This is a genomic window from Candidatus Latescibacterota bacterium (assembly GCA_020633725.1).
GTDB lineage: Bacteria > Krumholzibacteriota > Krumholzibacteriia > JACNKJ01 > JACNKJ01 > VGXI01.
In genome coordinates, this window is sequence record JACKDC010000003.1 from 316,258 (window position 1) to 331,626 (window position 15,369).

The 15,369-nt window shown below is 68.8% G+C and carries 9 protein-coding genes; all 9 read right to left on the reverse strand.

Annotated features, from left to right (window positions below; all coding sequences use genetic code 11):
• Positions 1 to 121 precede the first annotated feature (121 nt).
• Positions 122 to 1,318, reverse strand: coding sequence for a glycine C-acetyltransferase (kbl, locus tag H6693_08680; protein ID MCB9516258.1), 1,197 nt, complete (start codon positions 1,316 to 1,318; stop codon positions 122 to 124).
• Between the two features lie 17 nt (positions 1,319 to 1,335).
• The gene (locus H6693_08685; GenBank protein MCB9516259.1) at positions 1,336 to 2,310 is read right to left on the reverse strand and encodes an NAD-dependent epimerase/dehydratase family protein; all 975 of its coding nucleotides are present in this window, start codon (positions 2,308 to 2,310) and stop codon (positions 1,336 to 1,338) included.
• A 260-nt stretch (positions 2,311 to 2,570) separates the two neighbouring features.
• The gene (locus H6693_08690; protein MCB9516260.1) at positions 2,571 to 5,687 is read right to left on the reverse strand and encodes a T9SS type A sorting domain-containing protein; all 3,117 of its coding nucleotides are present in this window, start codon (positions 5,685 to 5,687) and stop codon (positions 2,571 to 2,573) included.
• 248 nt (positions 5,688 to 5,935) lie between these two features.
• Positions 5,936 to 6,607, reverse strand: coding sequence for a hypothetical protein (locus tag H6693_08695; GenBank protein ID MCB9516261.1), 672 nt, complete (start codon positions 6,605 to 6,607; stop codon positions 5,936 to 5,938).
• 212 nt (positions 6,608 to 6,819) lie between these two features.
• Positions 6,820 to 8,673: a T9SS type A sorting domain-containing protein gene (locus H6693_08700; GenBank protein ID MCB9516262.1), complete on the reverse strand. Its 1,854-nt coding sequence runs from the start codon at positions 8,671 to 8,673 to the stop codon at positions 6,820 to 6,822.
• Positions 8,674 to 8,955: 282 nt separating this feature from the next.
• Entirely contained in the window at positions 8,956 to 9,285 is a 330-nt protein-coding gene (locus tag H6693_08705) for a DUF971 domain-containing protein (protein MCB9516263.1), read from the reverse strand.
• Between the two features lie 397 nt (positions 9,286 to 9,682).
• Positions 9,683 to 11,896 (reverse strand): hypothetical protein, encoded by a 2,214-nt coding sequence (locus tag H6693_08710; GenBank protein ID MCB9516264.1) that lies wholly within the window; start codon positions 11,894 to 11,896, stop codon positions 9,683 to 9,685.
• Positions 11,897 to 11,928: 32 nt separating this feature from the next.
• Positions 11,929 to 14,157 (reverse strand): hypothetical protein, encoded by a 2,229-nt coding sequence (locus H6693_08715; GenBank protein ID MCB9516265.1) that lies wholly within the window; start codon positions 14,155 to 14,157, stop codon positions 11,929 to 11,931.
• An 89-nt stretch (positions 14,158 to 14,246) separates the two neighbouring features.
• Complete coding sequence (locus tag H6693_08720; protein ID MCB9516266.1) at positions 14,247 to 15,335, reverse strand: Mrp/NBP35 family ATP-binding protein; 1,089 nt, start codon at positions 15,333 to 15,335, stop codon at positions 14,247 to 14,249.
• Positions 15,336 to 15,369: the final 34 nt, after the last annotated feature.

A 15,369-nucleotide genomic window follows, 5' to 3' on the forward strand; every position in this document is an offset into this window, starting at 1 on the left:
GCATACGCGTATGGTCCACGGGCCGCCCTCCGGGCAGCCGCCTTGTGGAACGCCAGAGCATAACACCAACAATCCTGGAGCCACAAGTCCGGGATGGTGAAGATTCGAGAAAGGTTCGTGGCTAGCGGATGACGCCCAGCTCCCGGCCCACCGCCGTGAACGCCGCGATGGCCCGATCCAGGTGCTCCCGCTCGTGGGCGGCCGAGATCTGAACCCGGATCCGGGCCTTGCCCTGGGGCACCACCGGGTAGAAGAACCCGATGACGTAGATCCCCCGCTTCAGCATGGCCTCGGCGAAGTCCTGGCTCAGACGGGCGTCCCCCAGCATGATGGGCACGATGGGGTGCTCCCCGGGGACGATGGCGAAGCCGGCGGCGGTCATCATCTTGCGGAAATACTTGGTGTTGGCCTCGACCTTGTCCCTGAGGGCCGTGCTCCCCGAGATCAGTTCCAGGGTGCGGAGGGCCGCCGCCACGATGGCCGGGGCGACGGTGTTGCTGAAGAGATAGGGCCGGCTCCGCTGCCGCAGCAGGTCCACGATCTCCTGGCGGCCGGTGGTGAAGCCCCCGGACGCCCCGCCCATGGCCTTGCCCAGGGTCGAGGTGATCACGTCCACCCGGCCCAGGGCGCCGCAGTGCTCCACGCTGCCGCGGCCCGTGGGGCCGAAGAAGCCGGTGGCGTGGGAGTCGTCCACCATGACCATCGCCCCGAACTCCTCGGCCAGGTCACAGACCTTGTCGATCTGGGCGACGATCCCGTCCATGGAGAACACCCCGTCGGTGGCCACCAGGATCCGGCGCGCGCCCGCGCCGCGGGCCTCCTCGAGCCGCGTGCGCAGCTCGCCCAGGTCGTTGTTCGCGTAGCGGTAGCGCTGGGCCTTGCAGAGGCGGATCCCGTCGATGATGGACGCGTGGTTCAGCGCGTCGCTGATCACCGCGTCCTCCTCGCCCAGCAGCACTTCGAACAGGCCGCCGTTGGCGTCGAAGCAGGACGTGTAGAGGATCGTGTCGTCGGTGCCGAAGAACTCGGCCACGGCGCGCTCGAGCTGCCGGTGGATGTCCTGCGTGCCGCAGATGAAGCGCACGGACGAGAGGCCGAAGCCGTGGCTGTCCATGCCGTCCTTGGCCGCCTGGATGATCGCGGGGTCGTTGGCCAGGCCCAGGTAGTTGTTGGCGCAGAAGTTCAGCACCTCGGCGCCGCTGTCCAGGCGGATCTGGGCCTTCTGGTCGCTCACGATGATGCGCTCGCGCTTGTAGAGGCCGGCGGCCTCGATCTCGCCGAGGGTGGCCCTCAGCTCGTCGCGCACGGAATCGAACATGACGTCTCCTTGGGGAATCAGCCCTCCAGCGCGCCCGCGGCCTGCTTGCGGCGCAGGGCGGCGATCATGTCGCGGGTCATGGCATCCAGGTCGAAGTCCGGCGTCCAGTCCCAGTCCGCGCGGGCCGCGCGGTCGTCCACGCTGCGGGGCCAGCTCTCGGCGATGGCCTGGCGGTAGTCCGGCACGTAGCTCACCGTGAAGTCGGGGACGAGCTCGCGGATGCTCGCGGCCTGCTCGCCCACGGTGAAGCTCATGGCGCCCAGGTTGTAGTCGCCGCGGCGGGTCAGGCGCTCTCGCGGCGCCGCCATGATCTGCAGCGTGGCCTTGATGGCGTCGGGCATGTACATCATGGGCAGGCAGGTGTCCTCGCGCACGAAGCACTCGTAGCGCCCCGACTGCACCGCCTCGAAGTAGATCGCCACGGCGTAGTCCGTGGTGCCGCCGCCGGGCGCGGTCGCGTGGCTGATGAGCCCGGGGTAGCGCACGCCGCGGCAATCCAGGTCGTAGCGGCGGCCGTAGTAGTCCACCAGCAGCTCGCCGGCGACCTTGGTGATGCCGTAGACGCTCCGCGGCCTCAGCACGGTCTCGTCGGGCGTGCGGTCCCGCGGCACCTCCGGCCCGAAGGCCGCGATGGAGCTGGGCACGAAGATCCGCCGCAGGCCCACGGCCACGCCCACGTCGAGCACGTTCTTCGTCCCGCCCACGTTGACGTCCCAGCACACGTCCGGCCGCCGCTCCCCCGCCGCCGACAGGATCGCCGCCATGTGGTAGACGGTGTCGATCCGGTGGCGCGTCACGGCCGCCTCGAGCGCGGCGCGATCGGTGACGTCCAGGCTGAACGCCGGGCCGGCGCCGCTGTCCTCGGGCGGACGCAGGTCCGTGGCGACGACGTTGTCGGCCCCGTGGCGCTCGCGAAGCGCCAGGACGAGCTCGCTGCCGATCTGGCCGAGGGCGCCGGTGACGAGAACGCGCTGCGTGTCGGGTGCGGGCATGGGATCCTCGTTGGTGGCCGGAGCGGTGGACGGGACCGCCCCGCCGGGCCGCCCCGAAGCGGCACCAATCTAGCCTATCCAGACTGGGGAATCAAGAATCCGCCCGCCGGCGCCCGCCGCGAAAAAGGGGGAGCCTCGCGGCTCCCCCTCTGCTTCTTCACGCGAGCGAGTGATCGTTTTGGCCGAGCACTCTGCCCGCTAGCGAGCCTTGTGTCCGGGTCGCGCCCCTTCGAAGCGGGGCGCGAGAGGACACAAGCTCGCTACTTCAGGAGCACCATCTTCTCCGTGGCGGTGAAGTCGCCGGCCGTCAGCTTGTAGAAGTACACGCCGCTGGCCGCACGGCTGCCGCCCTGGTCCTTGCCATCCCACAGGACTTCGTGATCCGCCGCCACCATGGGCTCGTCAACGAGCGTGCGGACCAGACGGCCGCTCAGGTCGTAGACGTTCAGGTGCACGTGCTCGTTCGTCGCGAGGGCGAACTTGATCGTGGTCGTTGGATTGAAGGGGTTCGGGTAGTTGCCCCGCAGCGCCGAGTGGGCGGGCACGGTGTCCACACCATCCGGCGACGTGTTGGGCTGGTAGCTGAAGAGGTTGGAGAGCACGTCGCCCACCATCCTCCGCGCGTAGTCGAAGTTGTTGCCCAGGCCGAAGCCGGCGTCGCGGACGCGCACGTAGCTGAACGGATTGAACAGCACGTGGTTCAGGTGTCCGCCGGCGCTGGTGGCCAGGCCGTTGCCGTCCGGGTCGCGGTTGAAGATGCCGGCCACCATCGCGGTGCCGCCGTCATCCTCCCACGCGTGGCTCTCCACGCTGAGCGGGTTGCCGCTCGGCGCGACGGCCGAGAAGTTGTCCAGGCTGGGGCAGCCGCCGTCCACCCAGAAGTAGGGCGTCAGGCCGCCGACTTCCAGCGCCGGATGCGTGGCCACGGTCTTGGGCACCAGGTTGCCGGTGAAGTCGTCGTAGTACTGGGTGGCCGACAGGAGGCTCGCGCCCAGCACGTCCGACAGGAACGGCTCGCCGTTGCCCAGGTCGTTGGCGATGAGGTCGCCCATCACCCACAGGTACGTGTCGTGCGTCGAGTTCTCCATGAAGTCGGTCAGGAGCTCGTCGTCGTGGGTCTTGTCGTCGGCCGCCGTGGTGATGGCACCGCTCGGCACGCCGCCGCTGTCCCACACGATCACGTCGTACTGGTCGAGGTCACCGATCTCGGCGCGGCCGCCGAGGCCGTTCTCCAGACCCGAACTCGGCGCCTGGGTCAGGTAGGTGTCGTAGCCGGTGTATCCGTTGTAGCGGAAGGCTTCGTCCCACCAGAAGTAGGCGCCGTTGGCGTCGTCGCAGAACAGCATGCTGGCGCCCGCGGTGGGCAGACAGCGCACGACGTAGGTGCTGCGCAGCGCCGGGTCGGTGGACATCGCCCAGGCCGGCCGCGTGGAAATGGTCCCGTCCACGGCCTCGGCGCGATAGAAGAACTCGATCACGTCGCCGGGCTCGAAGTAGTTGTCCGCGAAGTCGAACGCGTACTTGCCCAGCGTGATGTTCCCCTGCGTCACGGCCGAGTCGGCCTGCATCGTACCCCACGACTCGCCCGCGAAGGACTGGAGGCCGGTCCAGGGCGAGAAGATTCCGTCGCTGCCGTCCGGGTCCGCCATGGCCGCCACCGGCGTGCCGGCGTGCGGTCCGCTGGGAACGCGGAACCAGAGGTAGAACTCCGGCCGGTTTTCGCCGGCGTCGCCGTTGAAGGTGGTCTTGATGCCGCCGAGCAGGTCCATGTTGAGCTCGACCATCGTCGAGTCGCCGATCACCACGGTGCTGCCCGCGATGGGACCCACGTCGTTGCAGCTGTCGATGCGCACCTTGCCCGTGCCCGCCTCGGGGAAGTTGTCCTGGAAGCGGTCGAACGTGCTCACGTCCCAGGCCACGGCCGAGGCGTTGATGAGCATCACGCGCACCACGTCGAAGTAGGGCGCCGGCGTGTGGCCGGTGCCGTCACCGTTCGTGTTGCACCAGAACGGGCACATGTCCACGGCGTTCAGCGCCACGCCGATGCCGTTGACCGTGCCGCCCTGGGCGGACTCGGCCACGTACTGCGTGACGTTCCACTGGGTGTCGAACCACTGCTTGTCGTCGCCGAAGTAGACGGTGTTGTCGTTCTTGTAGACGCCGAGGCAGGGGCTGCCCACGACCTGCGCCGCCACGCCCCAGCTCTGATAGATCAGGGCGTTCTGCGGCAGGTCGTAGTAGACCCAGTAGGTCAGCCAGACCTGGGTGTCCGCGGAGACGACCACCGACTGCCCGCTGGGATCGCCGGCCGGGTGCGCGCTCTCGAGCACCGGGCTGCGGACGTCGTTGTCCAGGTAGGGCGGGCCGTAGATCGTGACGGGAATGGGGTATTCCGGGTTGGTCGTGTTCAGGTCGAAGAAGGCCCAGGCGCAGGTCACGTTGGTCACGCAGATGTCCTCGGTGAACAGGCCCTGGTACAGGTCGGCGAAGTCGCCCACGCCGGGAGGCGCGGTGGGCGTGAACTCCGTCGGCGCGATGCCGTCTTCGAAGTCGTACTGGAAGATCGTGACGTCGTCGCGCACCAGCTCGACGTTGTCGATCCAGACCGCGCCGATGTCCGACGTGAACAGGCCGTCCTCGTCAGACCAGGCGCCGTCCGTCGAGAAGCGCAGCGTCAGGTCGCCGAAGGTGCCGCCGGGGAAGTCCGTCGCCAGCACGGTCAAGTTGACCTGCACCAGCACGGCCTCGGCGGAGTTCTGGTTGTCGTAGATCTCTTCGTTGACTCCATCCACGTCGATGAAGACCTGGAAGTGATCCCAGACGTCGCCTTCGTAGTAGCCGTTCATCACGAAGTTGAGATTCAGGCTGTCGGCGAAGTCGGCGCTCTCGATGACGAGATACTGGTCCCAGTTGTTGCCGTAGCCGTCGCTGTGGGCCCAGCCGCAGACGTCCTGACGACCGCACCAGAAGGCGTAGTCGTTCGGGCCGCCGCCGGGCGTCCAGGGCTGGCCGGCGCCGGACATGTCGGTGGCGTGGCCATCGACGATGTGGGCGTCCTCCAGATGCCACCAGTTGCCCTCCTGGGACGTCTTGTCGTGACCATACCAGCCGGCTGCGGCGCAGTCGCCGTTGTAGTCGAAGGTAAAGCCGCGATCATCGGTCCCCGGCGAGCCGAAGGAGCCATCTCCGGAAGCGGCAAAGAGGAAAAGCGTGTCCTCGCGGACGCTGACGTTGGGCTGAGCGGCCTGATCGCGCAGGACCTCCGAGCCCAGGCGCTGGTAGATGCGCTCCGCGGGCCCGGTCGGACGAGCCATCGCGGAGGCGGCCATCACCAGCACCAACGCCGTCGCGAGGGCAATGACGGTGAATCGCTTCATGTCACCCTCCAAGTGAGCGTTGAGCAGTTCTATACGAGACGCGTTTTTCTCATGGGGGCATGACGGCCGCCTGCCGGGGAATGCCGGCGACCAAGGAGACGGCCCTCTCCGAGGGCTGAGACGAGCTCCGGTATCATGCAACCGCATCAGGTCGAGGTGAGCGTTCCCGACCGTCGCGGCAGGTGGGTGGCGAGTGAAGTCTAATTGATCCGCTGGGGGCGGGCAAAGAAAATCGCCGCGGGCGGCTACTAGTAGAGGCTCTTGATCGCCGACCAGCTCGTGGGCTCCACGGCGACGATCTCGTCCAGCGAAACGGTCACCGTGAGCAGGATCTCGCCGAGGCCGAAATCACTCATATACTCCGGGTTGGCGATGTGATCGCGATCGCCATTTCGCGGCTCGGTCTCGTAGTAGTCGAAGACTACGGAGATGTGCTCATGGTCAACGGCGGCATCCCCCCATAGCACCGGAGCAGGTTGCACATAGCTCCCCGAGAGTGGCCGGACGAAGATCCCCACGCTTTCATCTTCATCCGAGGGGAAGTTCCAGGGGATGTTCCCGAAGCTCAGATGTTCCCAGCAGTCATTGCAGGTCGTGGTGAACACGCCCAGGGAAGTACCGAGGGCGTAAAGGTCCTCGGACTCGAGTCGAGCACAAAGCCAGACCTCGTAGTACTGCCCTGAATCAGGGTAGTCGCCCCCATGGTAGAACGAAAACTCGGGAATGTACCAGATGCCCGAAGCAGGCTGAATGGGGTACATGAACGAACCTGCCAGATAGTGCTCGTTGAGCCCCGAAAGCGGATAGGCCGGCTGGCCGTCGTGGTATTGGAAGGTGACGAGTTCGGCAGGCGCAGAGCGGGCAAGAAGCGCCAGCGCGCACGTCGCGATCACGACACCGAGCAATCTCCGCAGGTTCATCCTCCACCTCCTCGCTCCACCAGCATAGATGCATCGCCGACCCGGAGCAAGCCACCCTTCGTCCACCAACAAGAAAAGGGGGAGCCACTGGGCTCCCCCTCACATTCTTCACGCGAGCGAGCGATCGCTTTGGCCGAGCGCTCTGCCCGCGAGCAGGCGCGTGTCCGGGTCGCGCGCCTTCGAAGCGGCGCGCGAGAGGACACGCGACTGCGTCACTTCAGAAGCAGCATCTTCCTCGTCTGCTGCGCCTCCGCGCTGCGCAGACTGTAGAAGTAGACGCCCGACGGCAGCGTATTGCCGGCGTCGTCCTTGCCGTCCCAGACAACCTCGTTCTGACCGGCGGCCTGCGGGCCGTCGATCAGCACGCGCAGGTGACGACCCGACGCGTCATAGACCGACAGGTTCGCGTCGCCCGCGCTGGGCAGGGCGTAGCGGATGACGGTCTTCGGGTTGAAGGGATTCGGCTGGTTCTGGTCCAGGCGCAGAGCCACGGGCACCGGTCCGTCCGGCGTGTCCGTGAGGTCGCGCTGAAGCCAGAGCACCGACTTCTGCATGAGCTGCGCGCGATCCGCCGCGTTGTCGATGGCCTCGAAGCCGAAGCCCAGGTAGACGACGCGGTAGACCGGCGTGTCCACGGCGATGCCGGCGTTGTAGGTCGTGCTATAGGTCAGGATCGTGTGGGCCGCCGCGTCACGAGGCGCGATGGCATCCGGGTAATCCTGGTTGTTGGCTCCATCGCCGCCCTGGATCACGAGGTCCAGGCCATCGGTGATGAAGTCGCCCGCCACACCGTCGATCGTGTAGTCGTTGGTGTCGTCGGCGACGAAGTTCGCGTGCAGGTAGTCGTGGTACCAGACCAGCGCCGCACCGCCCTGGTCGTTGCTGTCCCAGCCCACGTCCTGACCGCTGATGAACAGCGCGCCGCCACCGTCGAGGTAGGCGCCGAGCGCCGCGCGATCGGCGTCATCGAGGGTGGGGAAGGCGAAGCCGACGTCCCAGACCACGACGCTGAAGTTCGACAGGATGCCCGCGCTCAGCGCGGCGCTGCCGCGGTCCCAGATCGCGTAGCTGCGGCCCGTCGTGTCCAGCGCCGGCCCGTAGTAATCGCTCTCGAAGCTCTCGGCGCCGTCGTCGTCCACCAGCAAGATCTCCGTGTCGGCGGTGATGACCGAGTACTTCACCTGACGATCGGTGCCGTCACCCTGGCTGTGGATCGTGAGCGCTACCGCGCCGCCACCGCTCGAGCCGGTCTCCACGACCACGTTGAAGCTCGCGCGGGCGCCGGCCGCCAGGTTCACCGGCAGCGACGTGTAGTTGTTCACGCCGTCGGTGAAGTAGGCGTTCCAGTCGCCGGGCATGCCGCTCGTGTCGAGGGCCAGGTCGTAGGTGTCGGAGGAGTCGCCCATGTTGAACAGCGCGAACTCGTCGAACTGGTGGCTGCCGCTGTCCACCACCACGCGCTCGCCGAGCGAGTAGTAGCGGAACGCGTACGGGCCCGTGGGCACGGAGTTGCACGACTGCAGGATGACCTTGTCCGAGTCACGCTGCAGGAAGGCGATGATGCGCATGTTGGCCGTGTTCCAGCTCGGATCCAGCGTGAAGTTCGCCGTGTGGGTCTGCTCCTGGCCGTTGCCGTCGATCGTGATCGCGATGTCGTCCACGATGTCGCGCAGCACATCCTGCTCGTAGTCGCCGGAGTACAGGCAATCGTTCTCGATCAGGCAGACGTGCACGACGTGCCCGGTGATGTCGGCGACATCGTCCTCGAGGGCGATGCGCGTGGTCACGTAGGGGCTCACGCCGAGGTCGAAGTCCGTGATCTCCACCACCCAGGGCGTGGCGTCGGGGAGCATGGACTGGACGATCGCGTCGTACGGACCGCCGTCGATCACGTCCGTGCCCGCGCCCACCAGGACATTGGTGCCCTGCCAGACGAGGGTCGGGAACGCGCTGGCGCCGTAGTACGAGATGCGGGCGAGGCCGTCAGGGCAACTGCCCAGGCCGCCGCTCGAGTTGCTCAGGTAGCGAATGGAATTGAACTCAGTACCGTCATAACGGCCCGACATCACGGCCAGGCCTGCGTATGCACGCGGACAGTACACTCACCAGGTGGCAGAGATCATCTCCGCCACGACGGTGCGGGGCACCAGGGCGTAGGCCTGGGCGCTGACGAGCAGGAGCAGCGCGGCGGCCAGGATCAAGCGGAGGCGCGTCATGGATTCCTCCTGAAGGGCATGGAGAACACACCCGGCCCGCGGCAGCGGACCGGTTTAGCGGATATGGGACAATCTTAGCAGGAATGCAGGCGCAAGTCAGCGGAATTCACCTGCCGCGGACCGGAATCGCGCTCAGGCCCGCCCCTGGCAATCGGGGCAGGGGCAGATCGCCCTGAGGTGGTCGAAGCTGAAGATCCCCGTGCCGTGCCCGTCGCTGAAGATCGGCTGCACGGCGTAGCGCCCCACGAGCTGCAGGCTCACGGGGTGGACGTCCTCCGGCACGCTGGCCGGGTCCAGCAGGGGCACGCCGCTGACCTCGTCCACGCAGACCGCGCAGCGGCAGTTCAGGCGCAGGTAGCGCGCCGGGTAGAGGCTCGTGTGGCCGTCGGCCCAGACGATCTCCACGTCGTGCTCGCCATGACGGCGGATGCTCTTGGGCGTGTTGCCAACCTGCTGGGCCATGCGCTCTCCTACGCTCGTGTGACTCGAAGGTAGGCGCAGCCGCGCCGGCCGCAAGGCGTGGGTTCGCCGCGGTCGGATTCCTGACACCGATGTCCTGCTCGCCCCCGGGGGCGGGTGTCCAGTTCGCTGGAAGATTCTGCGGCGATCTGAGCTTGCCGCCCTTGACGGCCTTCGCATGATACTATACATTGGTATCTAGCGCAAGCCTTCCACAGCACTTTCCTGGGGCAAGCACCATGGGGACTCGAAACTCCGCGCGCCGCGACAGCCGGTCAAATCAGGCAGGTGCGGGGCTCTCTCTACCCGCCCCCGGGGGCGGGTGAAAAGCCGTGCAACAGAAAGCCCGGCGACGCGTGGTCGCCGGGCCCGAAGTCGTGCTCTGAACGAGAGTGCAGCGCTACTTGAGCAGGAGCAGCTTCTTCCCGTCCACCCCACCGTCGCTCTCGAGGCGGGCCAGGTAGAGGCCGCTCGCCAGCGCGTGGCCTGCCGTGTCGCGGCCGTCCCAGCGCAGTTCACGGGTTTCGCCGGCCTCGAGGCGCGCGTCGAGCAGCACACGGAGCTGGCGGCCCGTGGCGTCGTGGATCGCCAGGCGGGCCACGCCGTCGCGCAGGGCGCGCACGCGCAGCAGCGTGCTCGGGTTGAAGGGGTTGGGAAAGCTCCCGTCGATTCGAGCCGCGGGCCCCGGCGTCGCGCCTGCGGCGGAGGGCGGCACGGCGGTGAGGGTCTCGTCGACCGCCACGATGATCCGGTTGTTGCCGCCGCCGAAGACCCAGCCCTCGGCCGTGGGCGCCGCGGCGTGGGTGTAGCCGTCGCCCAAGGTGGGCAGGCCGTTGTCGAAGGGCGGCTGCACGGCGTGCCAGGTCTGGCCGCCGTCGTCGGTGAAGCGCAGCGGCTCGTAGTAGCCAAAGAGCCCGGCGCCGTGCATCGGGTCGCGGAAGACGAGGCGGTTGGCGCGGTTCGGGTTGACCTGGGTCCAGTTCTCGCCGCCGTCGACCGTGCGGAAGATGCCGGTGCAGTCGAGGGTGCGGCCGGCGGCCAGGCCTTCCAGGTTGTCGACCCAGTAGAGGTCGTCGACGAAGTCGCCAAGGCCCGCCGCGGCCACCGGCGACCAGGTGTCGCCGCCGTCCACGCTGCGGTACATGCGACCGATCGAGCCCTGGCGGAAGGACACCCAGCCGTGCTGGGCGTCGGCGAAGGCCAGGCCCCCGGCGCTGAAGCTCGCCGGCAGTCCGCCTGCGACGGGGCTCCAGGTCTGGCCACCATCGTCGCTGCGGAAGATGCCCCCACCGCCGGCGGCGGTCCAGGTGCTCACGAAGTAGCGGTGCGCGGCGGGCAGCGCGAAGCGGGAAACGCGGTTGTCACCCGGCAACAGCGTTTCCTGCCAGGTGTCACCGCCGTTGTCGGTCCAGGCGATGTTCTGGTAGGAACCGACAACGCCGTGGTCACTGTCGAAGAACTTGCCGTCACTGGCCCAGCGGAAGTTCGGCGGGTCGACGAGCGCCGCCCAGTGGTAGCCGCCGTCGTCGCTGCGTAGCCAGCCCTGGGGGTCGCTGGCGCTGGTGGGCTGGTTCGCGGCGAAGAGCGTGCCGTCGGGGCGGCGCATGAAGAAGTTCATGTCGGCGTAGGGCGTGTCGTCGGTCTGGTTGTCCGCGGCGTTGACGACCGTCTGCCCCAGGTCGTCCGTGTAGTAGAGATCGCCGGCGTCGGAGCCGAAGAAGACGCGTCCGCCCGGCGCCTGGTAGAGGCTGGGAAAGCCGCGCACGTTGCGGTTGACGTGCTGCGTCCAGGTGACGCCCGCGTCGGTGGTCTCCCAGAGCTCGCCGCCCTCGATCGCGACGGCCAGCAACCAGTGCGTGGGTGAAAGCGCCAGGTGCCGGTAGCGGTAGAGCGGCGGCGTGGGGTTGAAGTGCTCGGTCCAGCTGAGGCCGCCGTCGACGCTCGTGAACGTGGTGAAGTCCTCGACGAGGTAGCCGTGCGTGGCGTCGGTGAAGAAGACGTCGTTCATGCCGAAGGGCCGGTTCGAGACCAGCGTGATCCAGGTGGCGCCGGCGTCCGGCGTGCGGAGCGCGCCGTCGTCGGTCACGACGAAGCAGTCCTGCGCCGACGTCCACGCGTGATAGCGCAGCGCGTCCACGCCGCCGGGACCGATGTCGCTCCAGGTGAAGCCGCCGTCGCTGGACAGCAACAGCGCGCCCTGCTCGCCGCAGGCCGACAGGCCGCCCCCGGGGACGGCCGTGAGGTCCCGCAGCGCGCCCGGCGCGCTGTTGGCCACCGGGCTCCAGGTCAGGCCGCCGTCCGTGGACAGATAGAGCGCCGCGCCCTCGCCCACGGCGAGCAGGGCGCCGTCGCCGCGCAGCCGGACGTCGTAGAGATGCGGCTCGCCGGGCAGGGTGGCGATCAGCTGCCAGCTCTCGCCGCCGTCGGTGGTCGCCAGCACGCCGCCGCCGCCGCAGACGGCCCAGCCGTTCTGCGCATCGCTGAAGGCGTAGCCGAAGACGGTGTTGCCCTGGGGCGACGCATGCCCCCAGGAGTAGTGGAAGACGGGCTGCGCGCCCGCGGGCAGCGCGAGCAGCAGCAGTGCGGCGACCAGGGCGACGCGAAGACGAAGCATGGGGTTCCTCCCGGGTGCAGGATGAGTGAGCGCTACTTCAGGAGCAGCAGTTTCTCGCCGTCCACGCCGCCGTCGCTTTCGAGGCGGGCCAGGTAGACGCCGCTGGCCAGCGCGCGGCCTGCCGCGTCGCGGCCGTCCCAGCGCAGTTCGCGGGTTTCGCCGGCCTCGAGGCGCGCGTCGAGCAGCACGCGGAGCTGCCGGCCCGTGGCGTCGTGGATGGCCAGGCGGGCCACGCCGCCGCGCAGCGCGCGCACGCGCAGCAGCGTCGACGGGTTGAAGGGGTTCGGGAAGCTGCCGGCGAGCCGCGCGGACGGTCCCGGCGCCGCGTCCGCAGCGACAGGCGGCACGGCGGTGAGGGTTTCGTCCACCGCGACGATGATGCGATTGTTGGAGCCGCCGATCACCCAGCCCTCGGCCGTGGGCGCGGCCGCGGCGCCGTGGCCGTCCGGAAGATCGGGGAGGCCGCCGTCGAAGGGCGAGACGAAGGCGTGCCAGGTGAGTCCGCCGTCGTCGGTGAAGCGCATCGACTGATACTCGCCGTAGAAGGCCACGCCGCGCAGCGAGTCGCGGAAGACCAGGTTGCTGGTGATCGCCGTGTCCACCCGGGTCCAGGTCGCGCCGCCGTCCACGGTGCGCCAGACGCCGGCGCTGCCGTCGAGGCGGCCGCCGGCGAGGCCGGTCTGCGCGTCGAACCAGTGGAAGTCGTCGACGTAGTCGCCGAGCCCGCTGGCCCCGAGCAGGCTCCAGCTCGCGCCGCCGTCCAGCGTGCGATAGAGCCGTCCGAGCGTCCCCACGCGCATGGAGAGCCAGCCGTGCTGCGCGTCGGCGAAGCCGAGCGCGCCACCCATGAAGCTGGCCGGCAGGCCGACGCCGGTGACCTGCGTCCAGGACTGGCCGCCGTCGCCGCTGCGGAAGAGCCCTCCGCCGCCCGACGAGTTCCAGGTGCTTACGAAGAACCGGTCCGCGGCGGGCAGCGCGAAGCGCCAGACGCGGTGCGCACCCGGCAACAGCGTTTCCTGCCAGCTGTCGCCGCCGTTGTCGGTCCAGGCGATGTTCTGGTCGGAGCCGACAACGCCGTGGTCACTGTCGACGAACTTGCCATCCACGACCCAGCGAAAGTCCGGCCGGTCGGCGGGCACCGTCCAGTGGTGGCCGCCGTCGTCGCTGCGGAGCCAGCCCTGGGGCTGACCGGTGGAGTTGGGCTGGTTCGAGGCGAAGAGCACGCCGTCGGGACGGCGCACGAAGTCGGTCATGGGCGCGCTGGGCGCGGCGTCGGTCAGGTTCTCCGCGGCGTTGACCACCGTCTGCCCGAGGTCGTCGGTGTAGTAGATGTCCCCCGCGTCCGAACCGAAGAACACGCGCCCGCCCGGCGCCTGCACGAGGCAGGGGAAGCCGCGCAGGTTGCGGAAGAAGTGCCAGTCCCAGGTGACGCCGCCGTCGAGGGTCTCCCACAGCTCGCCGCCCTCGATGTCCGTCACCAGCAGCCAGTGGGTCGCCGTGAGAGGGAGCGTGCGGTAGCGGTAGACCGGATTCACCGGATTGAAGTCCTCGACCCAGGTGACGCCGCCGTCGTCCGAGGTCCAGGTGGTGAAGTCGGCGGTCATCCGGCCGTGGAGCGCGTCGGTGAAGAAGACCTCGTGGATGCCGAAGAAGTGGCCCGAGACGACGTTGATCCAGGTGACGCCCGCGTCCGGGCTGCGCCAGGCGCCGTCCTCGCTGGTGACGAAGACGTCCTGGCTCGAGGTCCAGTGGACGTACCAGAGGTCGTCCGTCGTGGGCGGGCCGATGGACGTCCACGTGAAACCGCCGTCGGCCGAGAGCAGCAGCGCGCCCTGCTCGCCGCAGGCGGAGAGTCCGCCGCCCGGCACCGTGGCGAGATCGCGCAGGCCGGCGGGGGCGTCGTGCACGGGGGTGCTCCAGGTGGCGCCGCCATCGGCGCTCACGAAGAGCGCGTCGCCTTCGCCCACGGCCACGAGCGCGCCGTCGCCGCGCAGCAGCACGTCGTAGAGGTGCGGGTTGCCCGGCACGAAGCCGACGAACTGCCAGCTCGCGCCGCCGTCGACGGTGGCCAGCACACCCCCGCCGCCACAGACGGCCCAGCCGTGCTGCGCGTCGCTGAAGGCGAAGCCGTAGACGGTGTCGCCCTGGGGCGCGGGATGCCCCCAGGCGTAGTGGAACTGAGGCTGTGCGCTGGCGGGCAGCGCGAGCAGGAGCAGCGCGAACATGGCCACGCCAAGGCGGCCGGCGCAGGGACGGAGCATGGGGACCTCCCGAGTGCCGGTCGAGCGCGAATCGCCGACCCGAAGGCCACCATTATATCGGAAGATCTGCGAGAAGGCCAGCCCCGCGCCTAGAAGGAGAGCTCGATCTTCCCCCCCAGCTCTCCGCTGAGCGTCCGGATGCTGATCTGCGCCGCGAGCTGCTCGGCCACCGTGCGGAAGGCCTGGCCGGCGGGGCTGTCGGCGTCCACCGCGCTGGGCCGGCCCGCGTCGCAGTGCTCGCGGATCGCCGTGGCCAGGGGCAGGTCGCCCAGGAAGGCCAGGCCCAGCTCCTCGGCCGCGCGGCGCGTGCCGCCGTTGCCGAAGATGTCGTCGCGCTCGCCGCAGTGCTTGCAGACGTAGTAGCTCATGTTCTCCACGAGGCCGAGCACGGGCGTCTTCAGCATCTCGAAGAGCGTGATCGCCTTCTGCGCCACCTTGAGCGCCACGTCCTGCGGCGTCGACACCACCACCGCGCCGGTCAGCGCGAGCTTCTGGCACAGGCTGAGCTGCACGTCGCCCGTGCCGGGCGGCAGGTCGATGATCAGGTAGTCGAGTTCGCCCCACTCCACGTTGCCGAGGAACTCGTCCAGCGCCTTGGCCAGCATGGGCCCGCGCCAGACCACGGCCTGCTTCTCCTCGATGAAGAAGCCCATGGAGATCACCTTCACGCCGTACTGCTCCACGGGCAGGATGCGCCCGCCCGACACCTGCGGCGCCGTCGTGATGCCCATGATCGCCGGAATGCTCGGTCCGTAGATGTCCGCGTCCATCAGGCCCACCCGCGCGCCCTGCGCCGCCAGCGCCACGGCCAGGTTGGCCGACACGGTGCTCTTGCCCACGCCGCCCTTGCCGCTGGCCACCGGCACGATGTGCGCGATGCCGGGCAGATGCCCGGGACCTGCCGGCGCGCCCCCCGACTGGGGCCCGCGCACCTGCGCGGTCATGTTGACGTCCACCGACGTCACGCCCGGAATCTCGCTCACCGCGTTGATGGCGGCGTTCTTCATCATGTCCTTCACCGGACAGGCGGGCGTGGTGAGCTCGATGGTGAAGCGCACGTCGCCGCCCTTGATCGCGAGATCCTTCACGAAGCCGAGGCTGACGATGTCCTTGCGCAGGTCGGGATCTTCCACCATGCGCAGCGCGTCGAGAACGGCCTTCTCGGTCACTTGACTCATGACGTCACTCCTTGGCTCGGGACACCCCGAAGAA